Origin of the sequence: Streptomyces sp. WG5, from assembly GCF_049974565.1 — a bacterium.
Taxonomy (GTDB): domain Bacteria; phylum Actinomycetota; class Actinomycetes; order Streptomycetales; family Streptomycetaceae; genus Streptomyces.
The window spans coordinates 38,451-55,428 of record NZ_JBNGGC010000038.1; the positions used below are offsets into that span (position 1 = coordinate 38,451).

Annotated in this window: 18 protein-coding genes; 11 read left to right on the plus strand and 7 right to left on the minus strand. The window is 72.6% G+C overall.

Annotation, left to right across the window (positions count from 1 at the left end; genetic code table 11):
- Nucleotides 1-42 precede the first annotated feature (42 nt).
- Together ACP4IX_RS30590 and ACP4IX_RS30595 are read left to right on the plus strand one after the other, a co-directional pair.
- Entirely contained in the window at nucleotides 43-1,326 is a 1,284-nt protein-coding gene (locus ACP4IX_RS30590) for an acyltransferase family protein (RefSeq protein WP_426524245.1), read from the plus strand.
- A gap of 238 nt (nucleotides 1,327-1,564) precedes the next feature.
- Nucleotides 1,565-2,797, plus strand: coding sequence for a DUF4032 domain-containing protein (locus ACP4IX_RS30595; protein ID WP_426557771.1), 1,233 nt, complete (start codon nucleotides 1,565-1,567; stop codon nucleotides 2,795-2,797).
- 76 nt (nucleotides 2,798-2,873) lie between these two features.
- On the opposite strand, the gene ACP4IX_RS30600 is transcribed toward ACP4IX_RS30595, so the two are convergent.
- Entirely contained in the window at nucleotides 2,874-3,749 is an 876-nt protein-coding gene (locus ACP4IX_RS30600) for a universal stress protein (protein WP_426524249.1), read from the minus strand.
- Between the two features lie 200 nt (nucleotides 3,750-3,949).
- Between ACP4IX_RS30600 and ACP4IX_RS30605 the strand changes: the two genes are divergently transcribed.
- The 5 genes from ACP4IX_RS30605 (at nucleotide 3,950) to ACP4IX_RS30625 (ending at nucleotide 8,922) form a co-directional block, all read left to right on the plus strand.
- Complete coding sequence (locus ACP4IX_RS30605; protein ID WP_426557773.1) at nucleotides 3,950-5,263, plus strand: CAP domain-containing protein; 1,314 nt, start codon at nucleotides 3,950-3,952, stop codon at nucleotides 5,261-5,263.
- A gap of 56 nt (nucleotides 5,264-5,319) precedes the next feature.
- On the plus strand, nucleotides 5,320-5,997 hold the full coding sequence (locus ACP4IX_RS30610) for an AIM24 family protein (protein WP_426524253.1): 678 nt from the start codon (nucleotides 5,320-5,322) through the stop codon (nucleotides 5,995-5,997).
- Between the two features lie 225 nt (nucleotides 5,998-6,222).
- Nucleotides 6,223-7,182, plus strand: a complete 960-nt coding sequence (locus ACP4IX_RS30615; RefSeq protein WP_426524255.1) for a threonine/serine dehydratase — start codon at nucleotides 6,223-6,225, stop codon at nucleotides 7,180-7,182.
- 241 nt (nucleotides 7,183-7,423) lie between these two features.
- On the plus strand, nucleotides 7,424-8,401 hold the full coding sequence (locus ACP4IX_RS30620; RefSeq protein WP_426524257.1) for an LLM class F420-dependent oxidoreductase: 978 nt from the start codon (nucleotides 7,424-7,426) through the stop codon (nucleotides 8,399-8,401).
- 95 nt (nucleotides 8,402-8,496) lie between these two features.
- The gene (locus tag ACP4IX_RS30625) at nucleotides 8,497-8,922 is read left to right on the plus strand and encodes an SsgA family sporulation/cell division regulator (protein WP_426524259.1); all 426 of its coding nucleotides are present in this window, start codon (nucleotides 8,497-8,499) and stop codon (nucleotides 8,920-8,922) included.
- Between the two features lie 54 nt (nucleotides 8,923-8,976).
- On the opposite strand, the gene ACP4IX_RS30630 is transcribed toward ACP4IX_RS30625, so the two are convergent.
- The gene (locus tag ACP4IX_RS30630) at nucleotides 8,977-9,492 is read right to left on the minus strand and encodes a DUF6328 family protein (RefSeq protein WP_426524261.1); all 516 of its coding nucleotides are present in this window, start codon (nucleotides 9,490-9,492) and stop codon (nucleotides 8,977-8,979) included.
- Between the two features lie 151 nt (nucleotides 9,493-9,643).
- Here ACP4IX_RS30630 and ACP4IX_RS30635 point away from each other — a divergent pair, with 151 nt between their 5' ends.
- Nucleotides 9,644-9,991 (plus strand): hypothetical protein, encoded by a 348-nt coding sequence (locus tag ACP4IX_RS30635; protein WP_426524263.1) that lies wholly within the window; start codon nucleotides 9,644-9,646, stop codon nucleotides 9,989-9,991.
- A 39-nt stretch (nucleotides 9,992-10,030) separates the two neighbouring features.
- On the opposite strand, the gene ACP4IX_RS30640 is transcribed toward ACP4IX_RS30635, so the two are convergent.
- From ACP4IX_RS30640 to ACP4IX_RS30655, 4 genes are all read right to left on the minus strand, one after another.
- The gene (locus ACP4IX_RS30640; RefSeq protein WP_426524265.1) at nucleotides 10,031-11,014 is read right to left on the minus strand and encodes an aldo/keto reductase; all 984 of its coding nucleotides are present in this window, start codon (nucleotides 11,012-11,014) and stop codon (nucleotides 10,031-10,033) included.
- Nucleotides 11,015-11,018: 4 nt separating this feature from the next.
- Nucleotides 11,019-12,293 (minus strand): FAD-dependent monooxygenase, encoded by a 1,275-nt coding sequence (locus ACP4IX_RS30645; RefSeq protein ID WP_426557799.1) that lies wholly within the window; start codon nucleotides 12,291-12,293, stop codon nucleotides 11,019-11,021.
- Between the two features lie 139 nt (nucleotides 12,294-12,432).
- Complete coding sequence (locus ACP4IX_RS30650; RefSeq protein ID WP_426557775.1) at nucleotides 12,433-13,134, minus strand: ribonuclease H family protein; 702 nt, start codon at nucleotides 13,132-13,134, stop codon at nucleotides 12,433-12,435.
- Nucleotides 13,135-13,409: 275 nt separating this feature from the next.
- Complete coding sequence (locus ACP4IX_RS30655) at nucleotides 13,410-13,889, minus strand: VOC family protein (protein ID WP_426524269.1); 480 nt, start codon at nucleotides 13,887-13,889, stop codon at nucleotides 13,410-13,412.
- 206 nt (nucleotides 13,890-14,095) lie between these two features.
- Between ACP4IX_RS30655 and ACP4IX_RS30660 the strand changes: the two genes are divergently transcribed.
- Nucleotides 14,096-14,752, plus strand: a complete 657-nt coding sequence (locus tag ACP4IX_RS30660; RefSeq protein ID WP_426524271.1) for an ATP-dependent Clp protease proteolytic subunit — start codon at nucleotides 14,096-14,098, stop codon at nucleotides 14,750-14,752.
- Entirely contained in the window at nucleotides 14,752-15,354 is a 603-nt protein-coding gene (locus ACP4IX_RS30665) for a ClpP family protease (protein ID WP_426557777.1), read from the plus strand. The genes ACP4IX_RS30660 and ACP4IX_RS30665 overlap by 1 nt, the downstream gene beginning before the upstream one ends.
- Before the next feature lie 51 nt (nucleotides 15,355-15,405).
- On the opposite strand, the gene ACP4IX_RS30670 is transcribed toward ACP4IX_RS30665, so the two are convergent.
- Nucleotides 15,406-15,834, minus strand: coding sequence for a helix-turn-helix domain-containing protein (locus ACP4IX_RS30670; protein ID WP_426524275.1), 429 nt, complete (start codon nucleotides 15,832-15,834; stop codon nucleotides 15,406-15,408).
- A 256-nt stretch (nucleotides 15,835-16,090) separates the two neighbouring features.
- Here ACP4IX_RS30670 and ACP4IX_RS30675 point away from each other — a divergent pair, with 256 nt between their 5' ends.
- The gene (locus ACP4IX_RS30675; RefSeq protein WP_426524331.1) at nucleotides 16,091-16,978 is read left to right on the plus strand and encodes an RNA polymerase sigma factor SigF; all 888 of its coding nucleotides are present in this window, start codon (nucleotides 16,091-16,093) and stop codon (nucleotides 16,976-16,978) included.

Sequence of the window (16,978 nt, forward strand, 5' to 3'; positions counted from 1 at the left end):
GCCCGCTCCACCACACTGGGCGCACCTCGGGCGGGAGGGCCGATGAGCGCGGACACGGGGCGAGGGGCGGCCGGCGGCCGGCGCGGCGAACTGGACGCGCTGCGCGCCCTCGTCGTGCTGGGACTGGTCTTCTTCCACACCGCCCTCGTCTTCTCCCCGGACGACGACTTCTACGTCAAGAACGCGCGGACGACGGACGCCGTCACCGTCCTCGCCGGGTTCGGCGTGGTGTGGGCCATGCCCATGCTGTTCCTCGTCGCCGGTCTCGGCGCCCGGCACTCGATCCGCCGCCGCGGGCCCGGCGGCTTCGCCCGGGAACGCCTGCTCCGCCTCGGCGTCCCCCTGGTCTTCGGGACGGCCGTCCTGTGTCCCCTCCCCCAGTGGCTGCGCCTGCGCGCCGCCGACCCGGGCTACCACGAGTCGTACGGGCGGTTCTGGCCGCGCTTCCTGACCGTCCGCCCGGACCTGGCCGACTTCCCCTTCGTCCTGGAGGGGGACCACTTCGAGACCGGCCACCTGTGGTTCGTCGTCCTGCTGCTCGCCTTCTGCCTGCTGCTCGTCCCGGTCGCGGCCCGGCTGACGGCCGGCGCCGGACACGTTGCCCCCGCCCTGCGCCGCCACCCGGCCCTGCTCCTGCTCCCCGCGCTGCCGCTCGCCGCCGTCAATGCGCTGCTGGGCATGGAGGAGGACTACGCGGGCTGGAACCGCTGGGCCTATCTGCTGTTCTTCCTGTGCGGTTTCGCCCTCGCGGACGACGGGCGGATCCGGGAGGCGGTGCGCCGCGCGGCGATACCGGTGGGGCTGCTCGGGCTGGTGCTGTTCGCCGGGTCCGCGCCCGGCTTCGTCGCCGGAGACGACCCGTTCACGGCGTGGACGCCGCTCGCGCTGTTCACCCGGACGGTGTTCGGGGCGGCCGGCTGGTGCTGGGTGGTCTCGATCCTCGGTCTGCTGGACCGGCCCCGGAACCGGACGGCGTGCCCGCGGCCGGGCACGGGCGGCCCGACCGCGCGACGGGACGCGGCGCTGCGGTATCTGGCGCTCGCCGCGCTGCCCCTCTACGTGCTGCACCAGCCGGTCGTGGTCGCCTTCGCGTACGGCGTGGTCGGATGGTCCGCGCCGATGGCGGTGAAGTACGCGGTGATCGTGGCCGCTTCACTGGGCGTGATCCTCGTCGGATACGAGTACGGGGTACGCAGGACGCCGGTGACACGGGTCCTGTTCGGGATGCGCCCGGCCGCTCGCCCCCGGACTGCCCGGGAACCGCCGGAGCAGGACCCACCACACCCCCGGGATCCCCCGGACCCGTCGCTTCCGCCGCCCCACTGACCTGCTGTCCCGGTCACGGCGAACCGGGACGAGCAGAGCGCGGAACGATCACGGGGGCACGAGTGCGGCACCGCTGCCCGGCATGTTCCCTCGCGATCGGGCACGCACCGCTGCCTCCCTCGACGTCCTCGCCGGGCTGGACGGCTGCCTCCTGCTCCCCGGGCACGGCCCGTCCACCGCGGCCCGCTGAAGGGACGCCGCGCGACAGGCCCGGGAACGGGCGTTCTAGAGTCGGGGCATGGCCTTGCAGATCAGCGCCACCAATCCGGAGCACCCCGCGCTCCTGCTCGAACTGCCCTGGCAGACGCCGCTGGAGGAGTGGCCCGAGGAGTACCTCGTGCCACTGCCCCGCGGTATCTCCCGCCACGTCGTCCGCTACGCGCGGGCCGGGGACGAGGTGATAGCCGTCAAGGAGCTGGCCGAGCGGCCCGCGCTGCGCGAGTACCAGCTGCTGCGCGACCTGGACCGGCTCGCCATCCCCGCCGTGGACGCGCTGGCCGTCGTCACCGGCCGCACCGACACCGCCGGCGAGGCGCTGGAACCGGTGCTCGTCACCCGGCACCTCGGCGGCTCGATGCCGTACCGGTCGATGTTCGAGACGACGCTGCGCCCGGCGACCATGCACCGGCTGATGGACGCCCTGGCCGTGCTGCTGGTCCGGCTGCACCTGGCCGGGTTCGCCTGGGGCGACTGCTCACTGTCCAACACGCTCTTCCGGCGGGACGCGGGCGCCTACGCCGCCTACCTGGTGGACGCCGAGACCGGGGAACTGCACGCGCGGCTGAGCGACGGCCAGCGCGACTACGACCTCGACCTCGCCCGGGTGAACATCAGCGGCGAGCTGCTCGACCTGGAGGCGTCGGGGGCGCTGCACCCCTCCGTCGACCCGATCGACTTCGGCACCGAGATCTGCGCCCGCTACCGGAGCCTGTGGCAGGAGCTGACCCGCACCTCCGTCTACCCGGCGGGGAAGTACCACTACATCGAGCGCCGGATCCGGCGCCTCAACGACCTCGGTTTCGACGTGGCCGAGATGCAGATCGAGCACGCCTCCAACGGCGACACGGTCACCTTCGTGCCCAAGGTCGTCGACGCCGGCCACCACCAGCGTCAGCTGCTGCGTCTGACCGGCCTGGACGCCGAGGAGAACCAGGCCAGGCGGCTGCTGAACGACCTGGAGAGCTGGATGGCCACCCAGGACGACTACGCCCCGGACGACCCCCTCGGCGCACGCCCGGAAGTGCTCGCCCACCGCTGGGTGCGCGAGGTCTTCCGGCCCACCGTGCGCGCGGTGCCGGTGGAGCTGCGCGGAGCGATGGACCCGGCCGAGATCTACCACGAGCTGCTGGAGCACCGCTGGTACCTGTCCGAGCGGGCCCAGCACGACATCGGTCTGGACACGGCCGTGGAGGACTACATCGCGAACATCCTGCCCAGGGCCCGGGAGACCCTGCAGCCGACGGCCGACTGAGTCACCGGCCCCGTGCGCGCACGCCCGCGGCGTGCGCGTACGGGCGTGGCGCGTACGGGCGTGGCGCGTACGGGCGTCACTGGTGCGGGATCACCGCCACCGGGCAGTCCGCGTGGTGCAGTACGCCGTGCGCCACCGAGCCGATCCGGGCGCCGACGGCCGTACGGCGGGCACGGCGGCCGACGACCATCAGCTGGGCGTCCGCGGCCACCGACAGCAGAACCTGCCCCGCGCTGCCCATCTCCACGTGCTCGATCACAGGAACGTCGGGGAACCGTTCGCGCCACGGCCCGAGCGCCTCGCCGAGGGCCTTCCTCTCGTACGACTCGAGCCCCCCGGCCTCGTCGGCGAGTCGCATCGAGCCCGGGCTGTAGGTGAACACCGTCGGCAGGGCCCAGGCCCGGACGGCCCGCACGGTGGCACCGCGCGCGGCGGCCGCCTCGAAGGCGAAGCCGATCACGTCGGCGCTGTCCTCCGGCTCCCCCTGCTGCCCGACGACGACCTCGCGTCCGGCGGCCTCGGTCACGGCCTCCTCCCCGGCCCGTACGAGGACGACGGGCCGGGTCGCCTCGGCGATCACCTGCTGGCCGACCGAGCCGAGCAGGAAGCCGACGACCGCCCCGTGGCCGCGCGAGCCGAGCACCAGCGTCCCGGCGTCGCCCGCCGCGGCCAGCAGTACGGCGACGGCGTCGTCGGCCTCGCGGACCTCGGTGGACACCGGGAGGCCCGGGTGCCGCTCGGTGACGGTCCGGACCGACTCGGCGACCGAGTCCCGGACCCACCGTTCCTGCGCGTCCCGGTCTCCCGGTCCGGCCGCGTCCTGCGGCTGGAAACGCCAGGCGTGCACGACGTGCAGCGGCGCTTCCCGGCGGACCGCCTCCCTCGCGGCCCAGCCCAGTGCGGCCAGGCTCTCCTCCGAACCGTCGACGCCTGCCGTGATCGGGCGCGTCATGCGGGTCCCTCCCTGTGTCGCGGTCACGTCCATGGTCCTCAGTCTTCCCTGCACCACCCTCATCAGATCACTCCGGAGCGAACGGCTTCCGGCTGAGCACCGGGTGCCGGCCGTGCGCCGGGAACTCCCTCTGTGCGGTGGACGTTCACCCGACACCGACACCCCGACCGGAACGTGGTAAGAGGACACAGGGCGGCACGATGAGCGAGTTGGTCCCCGGGGGCAACGTCCCCCTGCCCGACGGCCCCGTGAGCGTGCGGGTGCCCGGCGGCTTCGACGTGACGGCGCTCATCACCGATGAGGGTGGCAAGGTGCGCGGTGACGACGACTTCGTCTTCTACAACCAGTTGGAGGCGCCGGGCGTCCGATTGCGGGGCGACACGCTCACTGTCGAGCCCGCGCGACTGCGCCCCGGTGCCGCCCGGGTGACGGTGGCGGTCAGTGCTTCGGACCCCGGCACGGCCCTGAGCGCGCTCCCCTCCCCCACGCTCCACGTCACCGACGCGAGCGGGCGCGCCCTCACCCGGTTCGCTCCGTCGCGCCCCGGGCAGGAGACCGTCCTGCTGCTCGCGGAGTTGTACCGGCGCGGTGAGGGATGGAAGTTGCGCGCTCTGGGTCAGGGGTACGCCGACGGGCTCGCCGGTCTCGCCCGCGACTTCGGGGTGGAGGTCGACGACGCCCCGTCGCCCGGCGACCGGGGGACGGCCGCGTCCCCCGCCGCCTTGGCACCCCCCGCCGACCTCGACGGCTTCCTCGGTCCGGTCAACTCCGCCCGGGCACAGGCAGGTTCCCCCGCCGTCCGCGCCGACCCGCGCCTGGCCTCCGCGGCCCGGGCGCACGCCGCCGCCATGGCCGCCGCGGGCACGCTGAGCGTCGAGACCCGGGACGGTGTCTCCGTGCACCAGCGCGTCGTCTCCGCCCGGTTCGCCTATCTCACCGTCGGCGAGCATCTGGTCTCCGGTCCGCGCACGCCCACCGAGTTCGTCGCGTACTGCCTGCGCACCGAGCGGACCCGGCGCACCCTGCAGGACGCGGCCTTCACGCACGCCGGGTGGGCGTGTGTCACCGGCGGGCCCTCGGGCGACACCTACTGGACCGCGTTGTGGGCCGTACCGCTGACCCCGGACGGCCTGGCCCGCACGACGGCCGAGGTCGTCGACCTCACCAACCGGGAGCGGGCCGGGGCCGGTCTGCCCGCGCTGGCCGTCGACTCCCGGCTGGCCCTCGCCGCGCAGGCGCACAGCGCGGACATGGTGGCCCGCGACTTCTACTCCCACACCGATCCCGACGGCGGCAAGCCCTGGGACCGGGCCGCCGCCGCGGGCGCCACGCGGCGCACGGTCGGGGAGAACATAGCCTGCGGCCAGCGTTCCCCGGCCGACGTGGTGGAGGGCTGGATGAACAGCCCCGGGCACCGCGCCAACATCCTCAGGTCCGACTTCACCCACATCGGCATCGGCCTCGCCGGCGGCGGCCGGGCGGGCACGTACTGGACCCAGGTCTTCGGCGGTTGAACCCTGCCACCGGCACGATCTTGTCGGAACGGGACGCTCCGGGCCAGTATGCCCGTATGAAGGGTGACCTCTTTTCCAGCGAGCACATGGTGCAGCCCGCCACGGCGCCGGGCATGACCGTCGAGAATTCCAAGTGCATCCGTTACACGGTGAACGGAGACATGCTGGCCCGGCAGGGCGCGATGGTCGCCTATCGCGGCAGTCTCCAGTTCGAACGCAAGGGCCAGGGCGTGGGCGGCATGCTCAAACGCGCGGTCACCGGGGAGGGACTGCCCCTGATGGCGGTGCGCGGACAGGGTGAGGCGTGGTTCGCTCACGAGGCGCAGAACTGCTTCATCGTGGAGGTCGAACCCGGCGACGAGTTCACGGTCAACGGCCGCAACGTCCTGTGCTTCGACTCCTCGTTGTCGTACCGCATCGCCACCGTGAAGGGTGCGGGCATCACCGGCGGCGGACTGTTCAACAGCGTCTTCGCGGGGCAGGGCAGGCTGGGGCTGGTGTGCGAGGGCAGCCCGCTGGTCATCCCCGTCTCGCCCCAGGACCCGGTCTACGTCGACACCGATGCCGTCGTCGGCTGGTCCGCCGGGCTGTCGACCTCCCTGCACCGTTCGCAGTCCATCGGCTCGATGCTGCGCGGCGGTTCGGGAGAGGCCGTGCAGCTGCTGCTCCAGGGCCAGGGCTTCGTCGTCGTACGGCCGAGCGAGGTGACGCCGCAGAAGTCGCAGCAGCACTGAAGACGCCTCGGCACGCGGACCGGAGGACGACCGCGGCGGCCATGAGCGGGACGGCCGGGGAGCCGCGGTCACTGCCGGCTTCCCGGTGCGGCCCGGCCTCGGAAGTTCTACCCGGCAGACACTCACCGCCCTCGGAACCGTGCCGGACCGTGTTGACCTCGACAGTGACGCGCGCAAGGGTGCGAAGCGGCGCGGATCACCGCCCGCGCCGGAAGGATGACTGCCTTGATCGGGATCACGGAGATCGAAGCCGCCGCCGAGCGGATCGCCGGACATGTCGTACGCACCCCGACCGTGCCCAGCCCCGGGCTGTCCGCGCTGCTCGGGGTCCCGGTCACCGCGAAGCTGGAGCTGCTCCAGCGCACCGGTTCGTTCAAGGCGCGCGGCGCGACAGCGAAGCTGCTGTCGCTGACCGAGGCGGAGCGGGCCGCCGGTGTCGTCGCGGTCAGCGGCGGCAACCACGGCATCGCCGTGGCGGTCATGGCCGCCGCCCTCGACGCGAAGGCCACGGTGGTCATGCCGCGGACGGCACCGGCCCGTTCCGTGGAGACCGCCGAGGAGGCGGGCGCGCTGGTACGGCTCACCGACGGGATGGACAGTGCCTTCGCCCTGGTGGCCCGGCTGCGGGAGGAGGGGCTGACCCTGGTCCACCCCTTCGACGACCCGGTCGTGATCGCGGGGCAGGGCACCGTCGGCCTGGAGTTCGCCGAGGACGCCGGGGAACTCACCGACGTGCTCGTGAGCATCGGAGGCGGCGGGCTGATCGCGGGCGTGGCGGCGGCGCTGCGGGCACTGCGGCCACACGTGCGGATCTGGGGCGTGGAGACCGAGGGCGCCGAGGCGATGTCCCAGGCGCTGGCGGCCGGCGGGCCGCTCCCCGTGCCCCTGTCCTCGGTCGTCACCACGCTCAGCGCCCCGTCCGTCTCACAGCTGACGTACGACCATGTGTCGGCGCTGGTCGGTGAGGTGCTCGTGGTGCCGGACCGGGAGGCCGTCGAGGGTTCGCTGGCGCTCGCCGAGCACGGCAAGGTGTGGACCGAGCCGGCCGCGGGCTGCCTGCTGCCCGCGGCCCGGCGGGTGCTGGAGCGGGTGGGCGACGGCGCCCGGATCGGGCTGGTGGTGTGCGGAGGAAACTCCACGGCCGCGGACATGACGGCCTGGGCGGACCGCTTCGGACTGCGCTGACGCCGGGTTCCGCGCCAGACCGGGATGCACCCCGGGTGCCGGCAGGCCGGCTCCGGATGCCGGCTCCGCGCACGCCGGTGGATGCCGGCTTCGCGCAGTCGGTGGATGCTGGTCTCGCGCACGCCGGTGGCGGAGTTCCGGGCCGCACGGGCACGGGGGACGCCCGTTCGGACGCGGTGCGCGACCGCACGGCTCCGATTTCGCCCCGTTTTCGCCGCGTCCGGACGGGGACTCGCCCGTTATGGTGCAAATCGGATACACGATGATGACCGAGCAGGCCGGCCCCCGTGAGCTCGTCGGCCATCTGGTGCGGGCCGAGGAGGTGGGGTTCGACTTCTCGGTGACCTCCGACCACTACTTCCCGTGGCTGCGCTCGCAGGGCCACTCGCCGTACGCGTGGAGCGTGCTGGGCGCCGCGGCACAGGCGACCTCCCGCATCCCGCTGATGACGTACGTGACGTGTCCGACGTTCCGCTACCACCCGGCGGTGGTGGCGCAGAAGGCGGCGACGCTGCAGTTGCTGTCCGAGGGCCGGTTCCGGCTGGGGCTCGGTTCGGGCGAGAACCTCAACGAGCACGTGGTGGGCGGCGGCTGGCCGTCCGTGGACGTGCGGCACGAGATGCTCGAGGAGGCCGTGGAGATCATCCGGGCGCTGTTCGAGGGCGGTCATGTGAACCGCCGCGGCACGCACTTCGACGTGGAGTCGGCCCGGCTGTGGGACCTGCCGGACAGCGCGCCGCCCCTCGGGATCGCCGTCTCCGGGGAGCGCTCCTGCGCGCTCGCGGGCGAGCACGCCGACCTGCTGATCGCCACCGAACCCAAGCCGGGGCTGCTGGAGGCCTTCGACCGGCACGGCGGCGAGGGCAAGCCGCGCGTCGGTCAGCTGCCGGTGTCCTACGACCCCGACCGGAACACGGCGGTCACACGCGCCCACGCCCAGTTCCGCTGGTTCGGCAGCGGCTGGAAGGTCAACTCCGAACTTCCGCACCCGGACTCCTTCGAGGCGGCCACCCAGTTCGTCACCCCCGACGACGTCGCCGAGTCGATCCCCTGCGGCGACGACCCGGACGCCTTCGTGGAGGCCGTACGCCCGTACGCCGAGGCCGGGTTCACCGAGATCGCCCTGGTGCAGATCGGGGGCGAGACGCAACCGGCCTTCCTGGACTGGTCCGAGAAGACCCTGCTGCCCGCGCTGCGCGAGGCGCTCGGCCGGTCCTGAAACGGGCCGGGGCGAATCACCCGTTCGCGTGAGCATCTTGCGGACGGGCGGGGTACTAGAGGGCTCTACGTCCGTTCCCCCGGGAGGCCCCTGCCGTGAACACCGTCGTGCACAAGACCCTGGTGGTGCAGCTCCGGACGGGCGACGCCGACCGCTTCCCCGTGCTCGCCCACTTCGGGTACGACGCCGCGGACCCGTTCGCGGTCACCGTGGTGTTCAGTCACGACGGCCGCGTGCTCGCCCGCTGGACCCTGGACCGGGAGATGCTGGGCGACGGGCTCACCCGTCCGGTCGGCGTGGGCGACGTGCGGCTTCGCCCCGAATCGCGGGGCCTGTGGGACGAGTTGCGCATCGAGCTGCTGGGCGACGTCCGGCCCGACGGGGACCGCCACCACGCCGTGGTGTTCGTGTGGGCCGCGGCCGTCGAGGCCTTCCTGCACGAGACCCACGCCGTGGTCCGGCCGGGTGAGGAGCAGGTGCGCGTCGACGACTTCCTCGCGGAGCTGATGGCCGACGGCTGACCTTCGGGGCCGGACCTCAGTGGGACGTGTACCGCAGTGGGCCCTCGGCGGAACTCAGTGGGACGTGTAGCGGTGACGGGTCCACAGCGGGATCCCGAACCAGCACAGCAGGTACCAGAGCACCACGCCGGTGACGAGATAGGGCACGAAGGCGTCGTCCGTCGCCACCCGGAGGATCAGCAGGAGCGAGGACGTCATCGTGGCCAGCAGCAGCACGATGCCGAGCAGGGTCAGCCGGGAGGCCCACCGCACCGCCTGGGGTTTCACGCGCCGACCGGAGACGATGCGGTGCAGGGACACCGGCCCGATCAGCGCGCCGGTGGTCACGGCACCGAGGACGACCGTCACGAGGTAGATCGTCTGGTCCGTGTCCGAGAGATCGTCGTACTTCGGGGTGAACACCACGGTCAGCAGGAAGGCGAACAGGATCTGTACGCCCATCTGCGCGACGCGGACCTCCTGGATCAGCTCCGTCCACATCCGGTCCGCCCGCTCCTCCTCGCTCTCGTTGCGCCCCCTGCGCCGGCCCGAGCCGTTGCCGTCCGCCGTGTCCGAGCGCGAGTCCGTCACTGTTCCTCCCGGTTTCCGCGGCCTGCGTCCTCTTCTCTCTTCCCGGGTTCCCCGCACTCAGGCGCCGTGCCGGGATCGCGGCGCCCGGTTTGGGTGATCGGCGGACGGTTACACGGGCCGGGACCGACGCAGGCCCGGGAGAAGGAGCAGGATGTCCGACACTCAGCTCACCGTGACGCTCAGCGGTGGTGGTCTCGACGACGCGCGGGCGATCGTCCGCGCACTGGAGGGCGTCTTCGGCGCACCCGACGGCCTCCCGGCGGACGAGCGGGCGACGGTCCGCACCGCCACCTTCGGCTCCCCGGCGGCCCCGGAGGCGTCCTCGGCGCCGGGAGAGGCGGGTGCCCCGCTGTCCGCGCCGGTGGCGGTCACCGTTCAGGGCACGCCGCAGGCCGTCGAGGCGGCGAGCGAGACGCTGTCCCACGCCTTCAGCACGCGGAACGAAGGAGCGGCCTCCGGCGACCAGGAGCGGGAGCGGGAGCTGCTCCTGGTGCCGTGAGGTTCGCGGGTACCGCCTGCCGGCGGCTCGGGGCACCGCCTACCAGCGGCCCTCGACCTGGTCCTTGACACGACGGTCGTAGAGGTCGCGGATCGCCGCGAGCGTGTCCTCGGACAGCTCCGGCAGCCGGGCGGCGTCCGCGTTGGCGCGGGCCTGCTCGGGCGAACGCGCACCGGGGATCACGGTGGTCACGCCGGGCTGCTGGATGATCCACCGCAGGGCCAGCTGGGCCGGGGTGTACCCCTCGGGGGCGAGCGCTGCGAACTCCGCGGCGGCCTCCACGCCCGTGGCGAAGTCGACGCCGGAGAAGGTCTCGCCCTGGTCGAAGGCCTCGCCGTGCCGGTTGAAGTTCCGGTGGTCGTTCGCGGCGAAGACCGTGTCCCGGGTGTACCTGCCGGACAGCAGACCGGAGGCCAGCGGAACCCGGGCGATGATGCCGACGCCCGCTTCCCGCGCCGCCGGGAGGACCTCGCGCAGCGGCTTCATCCGGAACGGGTTGAGGATGATCTGCACGCTCGCCACGTTCGGCCGGGCGATCGCGGTCAGCGCCTCCTCGCAGGTCTCCACGCTGACGCCGTAGGCGGCGACGCGCTCTTCCTCGACCAGGGTGTCGAGGGCGTCGAAGACCTCGTCGGTGGAGTAGACGGGAGTCGGCGGGCAGTGCAGCTGCACCAGGTCCAGGACGTCGACGCCCAGGTTGCGGCGGGAGCGGTCGTTCCACTCCCGGAAGTTGTCGAGGACGTAGTTCTGCGGGATCTGCTCGACCCGGCGGCCCATCTTGGTGGCGACCAGCACGTGCAGGTCGGGCCTGCCGCGCAGGAACGTGGCGATGGTCTCCTCGCTGCGTCCGTCGCCGTAGACGTCGGCCGTGTCGAAGAAGGTCACCCCCGACTCGGCCGCCGCCTCCAGCACCGCGAGGGCTTCCTTGTCGTCGACGTCTCCCCAGTCGGCGCCGAGTTGCCAGGTGCCGAGGCCGATCACCGATGCGTGCTGTTCCGACCTGTCGAATGTGCGCTCGTCCATGGCGTCAGTCTGTCATCCGGAGTGATCGCGCATCGCGTCGGGACGCCTCGCTGCCGGCGCCCTGGTCGCGGGCGGCCAGGTTCCGCGCCTGCACCGTCCGCGCGACCCTCGGTCCCAGCCAGCGCTTGAGCCGGCGCAGCGCCTCCAGTCGCCCGGCCGCCCGGTCGACCCGGTAGTAGAGACGGGGCGGGACGTAGGGCAGCAGGGGCGAGTGGCGCTGGCCGAGCAGGGCGAACATCCGCTCCGGCGGCAGATGGATGTAGCGGGGCAGGTTCTCGTACCACTGGGCGCTGTGGCGGGCCGCGCTCTGTACCGGCAGCAGGGCCGCCCTGCGTTCGCGTTCGTAGTGGGCGAAGGCCTCGGGGAGGGTCGCCCGGTCGCGCAGCGCGGCGGACAGGGCCATGGCGTCCTCCAGCGCGAGGGTGGTTCCTGCGCCGATGGAGTAGTGCGTGGTGTGGGCGGCGTCGCCGAGCAGGACGAGGTTGTCCCGGGACCAGGTGCGGTTGGTGAGGGTGCGGAAGGTCTGCCACGGGGTACCGGCGCCGGGTGCGGACCGGCCGGTGAGCGGGTGGCCGTCCAGGACATCGGCGAAGAGCTTCTCCAGCAGGACCAGCCCTTCGGCCTCGTCGGCCCGGTCCAGGCCCAGGCCGGTCCAGGTCTCGGGCGCGCACTCGACGACGCAGGTGCTGCCTTCGGGGCCGTAGCCGTAGCCGTACGCCCAGATCCAGCCGTGGCCGGTCTCGACGAAGGCGAAGGTGAAGGCGTCGAAGACCCGGGTGGTGCCGAGCCAGACGTAGTGGTTGCGCCCCGCCCGGGTCCGGGTACCGAAGTGACCGGCGTGGCGGGTGCGCAGGGCGCTGCCCGCTCCGTCGGCCGCCACGACGAGGTCGGCGGCGGGCGGGGCGTCGCCGGTGATCCTGTGCTCGTACTCCAGGCGCACACCGAGGGAGCGGGCGCGGGCGGCGAGGATCTCCAGGAGCCGGTGGCGGCCGATGCCGAACCCCTCGTCGCCGCGGTGCCGGGTGGACCGGTCGCCCACGTGGGCGACGCCGTCCCGCCAGCGCACCGAGTGCTCCGCGAGGGCGCGCGCGGACTCGGGGTCGTGTTCCTGGAGCCGGTCGAGCAGTCCGCGCCAGTAGGTGACGCCCCAGCCGTAGGTGGAGCCTTCCGGGTCGCGTTCGTGGACGGTGACGTCGTGGGACGGGTCCTGCAGCTTGAGCAGGATCGACAGATACAGTCCGGCGGGCCCGCCGCCGACACAAGCGACCTTCACACGCACCCCTGACATGCACTTATGTACGGACATTCCGGTCATCCGGAAAGCACAGTAACAAGCGAGGGGGCGCAGGCCGGTGCTACGCGGCCGCGGGCCTGCGTCGGCTGCCCGGCTCGGCTGCCCGGCCGTGGGCCTGCTCGGGCTACCCGGCCGCCGCCGTGCGGCACTCCGGGTGGCCCCAGCCCCGGTCGTTCTTGGCGATGGACTCCCCCGCCGCGTACGACCGCCCGCACGGGCAGCGCCCCGGGAACTTCGCCTTGATCGTGCGCGCCGGCGCACCGCCGCCCTTGCGGGCCGCGCCCGGTTTCCGGCGCGGTGCCTTGCGGGCCGCGGGAACGTCCGGCGCCGGCGGCGGCTCCGGTGAGCCGAGGCCGCTGCCCGCGGGCTCCTGGACGACGGCGGCCTGGCTGGCGGCACGATCGGCGAAGTCGTTGAGCCGGTCGCCGTCGACCTGGTGGGCGGGTACGTAGCGGAACTCGACGGAGCGGCCGTCGAGCAGCTCGTCGATGCGCACCACCAGCTCCTGGTTGGCGACCGGCTTGCCGGCGGCCGTCTTCCAGCCGTTGCGCTTCCAGCCGGGCAGCCAGGTGGTGACGGCCTTCATGGCGTACTGCGAGTCCATGCGGACCTCGAGCGGCACGTCGGGGTCGGTCGACGCGAGCAGGCGCTCCAACGCCGTGAGTTCGGCGATGTTGTTGGTGGCCCTGCCGAGCGGGCCCGCCTCCCAGCGGACCGGACGCTCCGACGCGTCGGCGACCACCCAGGCCCAGCCGGCCGGACCCGGGTTTCCCTTCGAAGCCCCGTCGCACGCGGCCACAACACGTTCACGCATGCGCCCGATCATGCCATGGCCCGGCGGGGTGCCCGGACGGGGCTCAGGAGACGTCCGTGGCCTTCCGCGCCTCCCCCTCGGTCGTCGTGATGTCGGTCACCGAGGAGTTCGCGCCCCGCGGGTCGCTCCGTGCCGGGACCGGCCGAAGGGGGGGTCCATCGGCACGGACCGCAGCCGTGCGGCCGGGCACGGTGCGGTCGCCCGGAGCGAAGCGACGGAGCGCCGGACAGGGGTCCGCTTCCCCACGCCGGTCAGCCCCTGCCCCGCTCCGCGCGCCGACGGGCCGCTCACTCCCCGGCGTACGCCCTCTCCAGCGCGGCGATGTCGAGCTTGTGCATCGACATCATCGCCTGGTTGGCGCGCGCCACCTTCGCGGGATCCGGGTCGCGGAACATCTCCTCGAGCCGGACCGGGACGACCTGCCAGGAGACGCCGAACCTGTCCTTGAGCCAGCCGCAGGGTCCCTCCTCGCCGCCCTTGGTGAGTTCGGTCCAGTAGTGGTCGACCTCTTCCTGGTTCTCACAGGTGATCTGGAAGGAGATCGCCTCGTTGAACCTGAACTCCGGCCCCCCGTTGAGGGCGACGAACTTCTGGCCGTTGGCCGTGAAGTCGACGGTGAGCACGGTGCCGGCGGGCCGGTGCCCTCCCTCGGGGTACCGGGTGACGGCACCGATGCCGGAGTTCTCGAAGAGGGAGACGTAGAAGTGGGCGGCCTCCTCCGCCTGGCCGTCGAACCAGAGACACGTGGTGAATCCGTCGGTGCTCATGAGTACCTCCCGGGCGTGGAACACGGTCACCACTGTCGACCGGCGCAGGCCGGAGAACTCATCGGTCGTACGGACCGGGATCTGCCCGTGGCGAATCTGCCGCGGGCAGAGAAACCCCCGCCGGGGGCCGGGGCGGTCCCACAGTGGACGGACCGCGGCGCCGCCAGCCGCGTACGACGTTCTCCACGACTCGACAAGGAGCGCCGATGTCTCCACTCTTCGCCGGCCCCGCCCCGGCCTCGCTGCCCCGGGCGGAGGAGGGCGACACCCCTCCGACCCCGTTCGACGACCACCTGGCCGCGCAGTTGCTCGCACAGCGGATCGTGCTGCTGGGCACGCAGGTCGACGAGGTCTCCGCGAACCGGGTCTGCGCCCAGCTGCTGATCCTGTCCGCGGAGGACCCGCGGACCGACATCAGCCTGTACATCAACAGTCCCGGGGGCTCCGTGCACGCCGGGCTCGCCATCTACGACACGATGCGGCTGATCCCCAACGACGTCTCGACGCTCGCCATGGGCTTCGCGGCCAGCATGGGGCAGTTCCTGCTCAGCGTCGGCACCGCCGGCAAGCGGTACGCCCTGCCGAACGCGCGCATCATGATGCACCAGCCGTCGGGGGGCATCGGCGGCACCACCGCCGACATCGAGATCCAGGCGGAGAGCCTGGAGTTCACCAAGCGGACCATCGAGCGGATCACCGCGGAGCACACCGGCCAGAGCCCGGAGACCATCTCCCGGGACGGCGACCGGGACCGCTGGTTCACGGCCGAGGAGGCCAGGGAGTACGGGATGGTGGACCGGGTCCTGGAGTCCCTCGCGGACGTCCGCCCGGCCACGACACGACCGAGGATGGGACTGCGGTGATGGGGACGTACACGATTCCGAACGTCGTCGAGCGGACCCCGCAGGGCGAGCGGTCCTTCGACGTGTTCAGCCGGCTGCTGAACGAGCGGATCATCTTCGTCGGCACCGAGATCGACGACGGCGTCGCCAACGTCGTCATCGCGCAGCTCCTCCATCTGGAGTCGGCGGCCCCGGAGTCCGAGATCGCGATCTACATCAACTCGCCCGGCGGCTCGTACACCTCGCTGATGGCGATCTACGACACCATGACGTTCGTGCAGGCGCCGATCTCCACGTTCTGCGTCGGGCAGGCGGCCTCCACGGCGGCCGTGCTGCTGGCCGGCGGGGATCCGGGGCGGCGGTTCGTGCTGGGGCACTCGCGGGTGCTGCTCGGCCAGCCGGCCACCGGCGGACAGCGCGGCACGGCGTCCGATCTGGCGCTCCAGGCCAAGGAGATGGTGCGGATCCGCTCCCAGGTGGAGGAGGTGCTGGCGCGGCACACGGGCCACGACGTGGCGACCCTGCGCGCGGACACGGACCGCGACAAGGTGTTCACCGCCGAGGCGGCGGTGGCGTACGGGCTGGCCGACGACGTACTCGACCGGCGTCTGGTGAGGGTGTGAGAGGCCGGGCCGGCGCCTCGCCGTCCGCGGGGCGCCGGCCCGTGCGGGCGGTCAGGCGGCCAGGCACAGCCCGTCGTGCCGGGCACCCGACGTACCACCGGCCCGGCCGGCGCCGGTGTGCCGGGAGGTGAGGCGGACCAGCTCCCCGTGGGCCCGCGCCAGCAGGTCGCCGAGGCCCAGGCCGAGAGCGCCCGCGGCGGCGGCCAGCACCTCCGACGACGCCTCCTTGCGGCCGCGCTCGACCTCCGACAGATACGGCATGGAGATCCGCGCCGTATCCGCCACCTCCTTCAGGGTGCGTTCCTGGGCAAGGCGTTCACGGCGCAGGACGTCGCCGACGAGATCGCGCCACAAGGGCTCTCTGCCGGCGGGCGGCCTCCGTTCCGGGGGGACCGGCGAGGCGGCGGGGCGGGCTCCGGGGCGCGCGGTCTGCGGGCGCAGCGCGATGACGCGGGCTTCTTTCGGCACGTGGCTGGTCACCTCCTCAGCCTAGGAACCCTGCCGCGCGAGGGAAGGGGGCGGCGTTCCGCCCAGAGGGAAACCGGAGGGGAAGCACCGGGTGCCGGTCACCGCCCACGGGACTACGCTGAGGAGGAACGCATCACCCCGCGATGACGCAGCGGCACCGAGTTCTCGCCACCCGTGAAGACGGGGGGCATGCGCCGCCGTGGCCCGGGTACCCGCAAGCGGGAAGAACCTAGGGAGACGTCGAACCGTGACTTTCGTGGGAGAGGTAATGGAGTCCGCCGTGATCCGGCCGGAGGCACAGGTCGTCGAGCAGACCACCGGGAGCAGGACGGGCGGCGGATCTCTGCCGGGTGTCGGGGACCCGCGCACCGTGGCTCCGCGTGACGCGCGGCAGTTGTCCCGCCAGTTCTTCCAGCGCATGGCGGAACTCGAAGAGGGCACGCACGAGTACCAGTACGCGCGCAACACGCTGATCGAGATGAACATGTCGCTCGTGCGGTTCGCCGCCGGCCGCTTCCGCGGTCGCGGGGACGACATGGAGGACGTCGTGCAGACCGGCATGATCGGCCTGATCAAGGCCATCGACCGGTTCGAACTGTCGCGCGAGGTGGAGTTCACGTCCTTCGCGCTGCCGTACATCGTCGGCGAGATCAAGCGCTTCTTCCGCGACACCACCTGGGCGGTGCACGTGCCCCGGCGCCTGCAGGAGCTGCGCGTGGAGCTGGCCAAGGCCCGCGAGGAGCTCTCCTCCCGCCTGGACCGGGAACCCACCGTCGCCGAACTCGCCACCCTGATGAACATCAGTGAGAACGAGGTGGTCGAGGGCCAGATCGCGTCCAACGGCTACAACTCCTCCTCGCTGGACGCCGCACTGACCGGGGACGGGCCCGAGAGCGGCGAGTCGGTGCTGGCCGACTTCATCGGCGTCGAGGAGGACGGGCTGCGGCTCGTCGAGGACTTCCATTCGCTCGCCCCGCTGATGGCGGAGCTCAGCGAGCGCGACCGGCAGATCATCCACATGCGGTTCGTGGAGGAGGCCACCCAGGCGGAGATCGGCGAGCGGCTCGGCTGCTCGCAGATGCACGTGTCCCGGCTGATCAAGCGAATCATCACCCGGCTGCGCGAGGGCATGCTGGGCGAACTCGGCTGCGCCTGA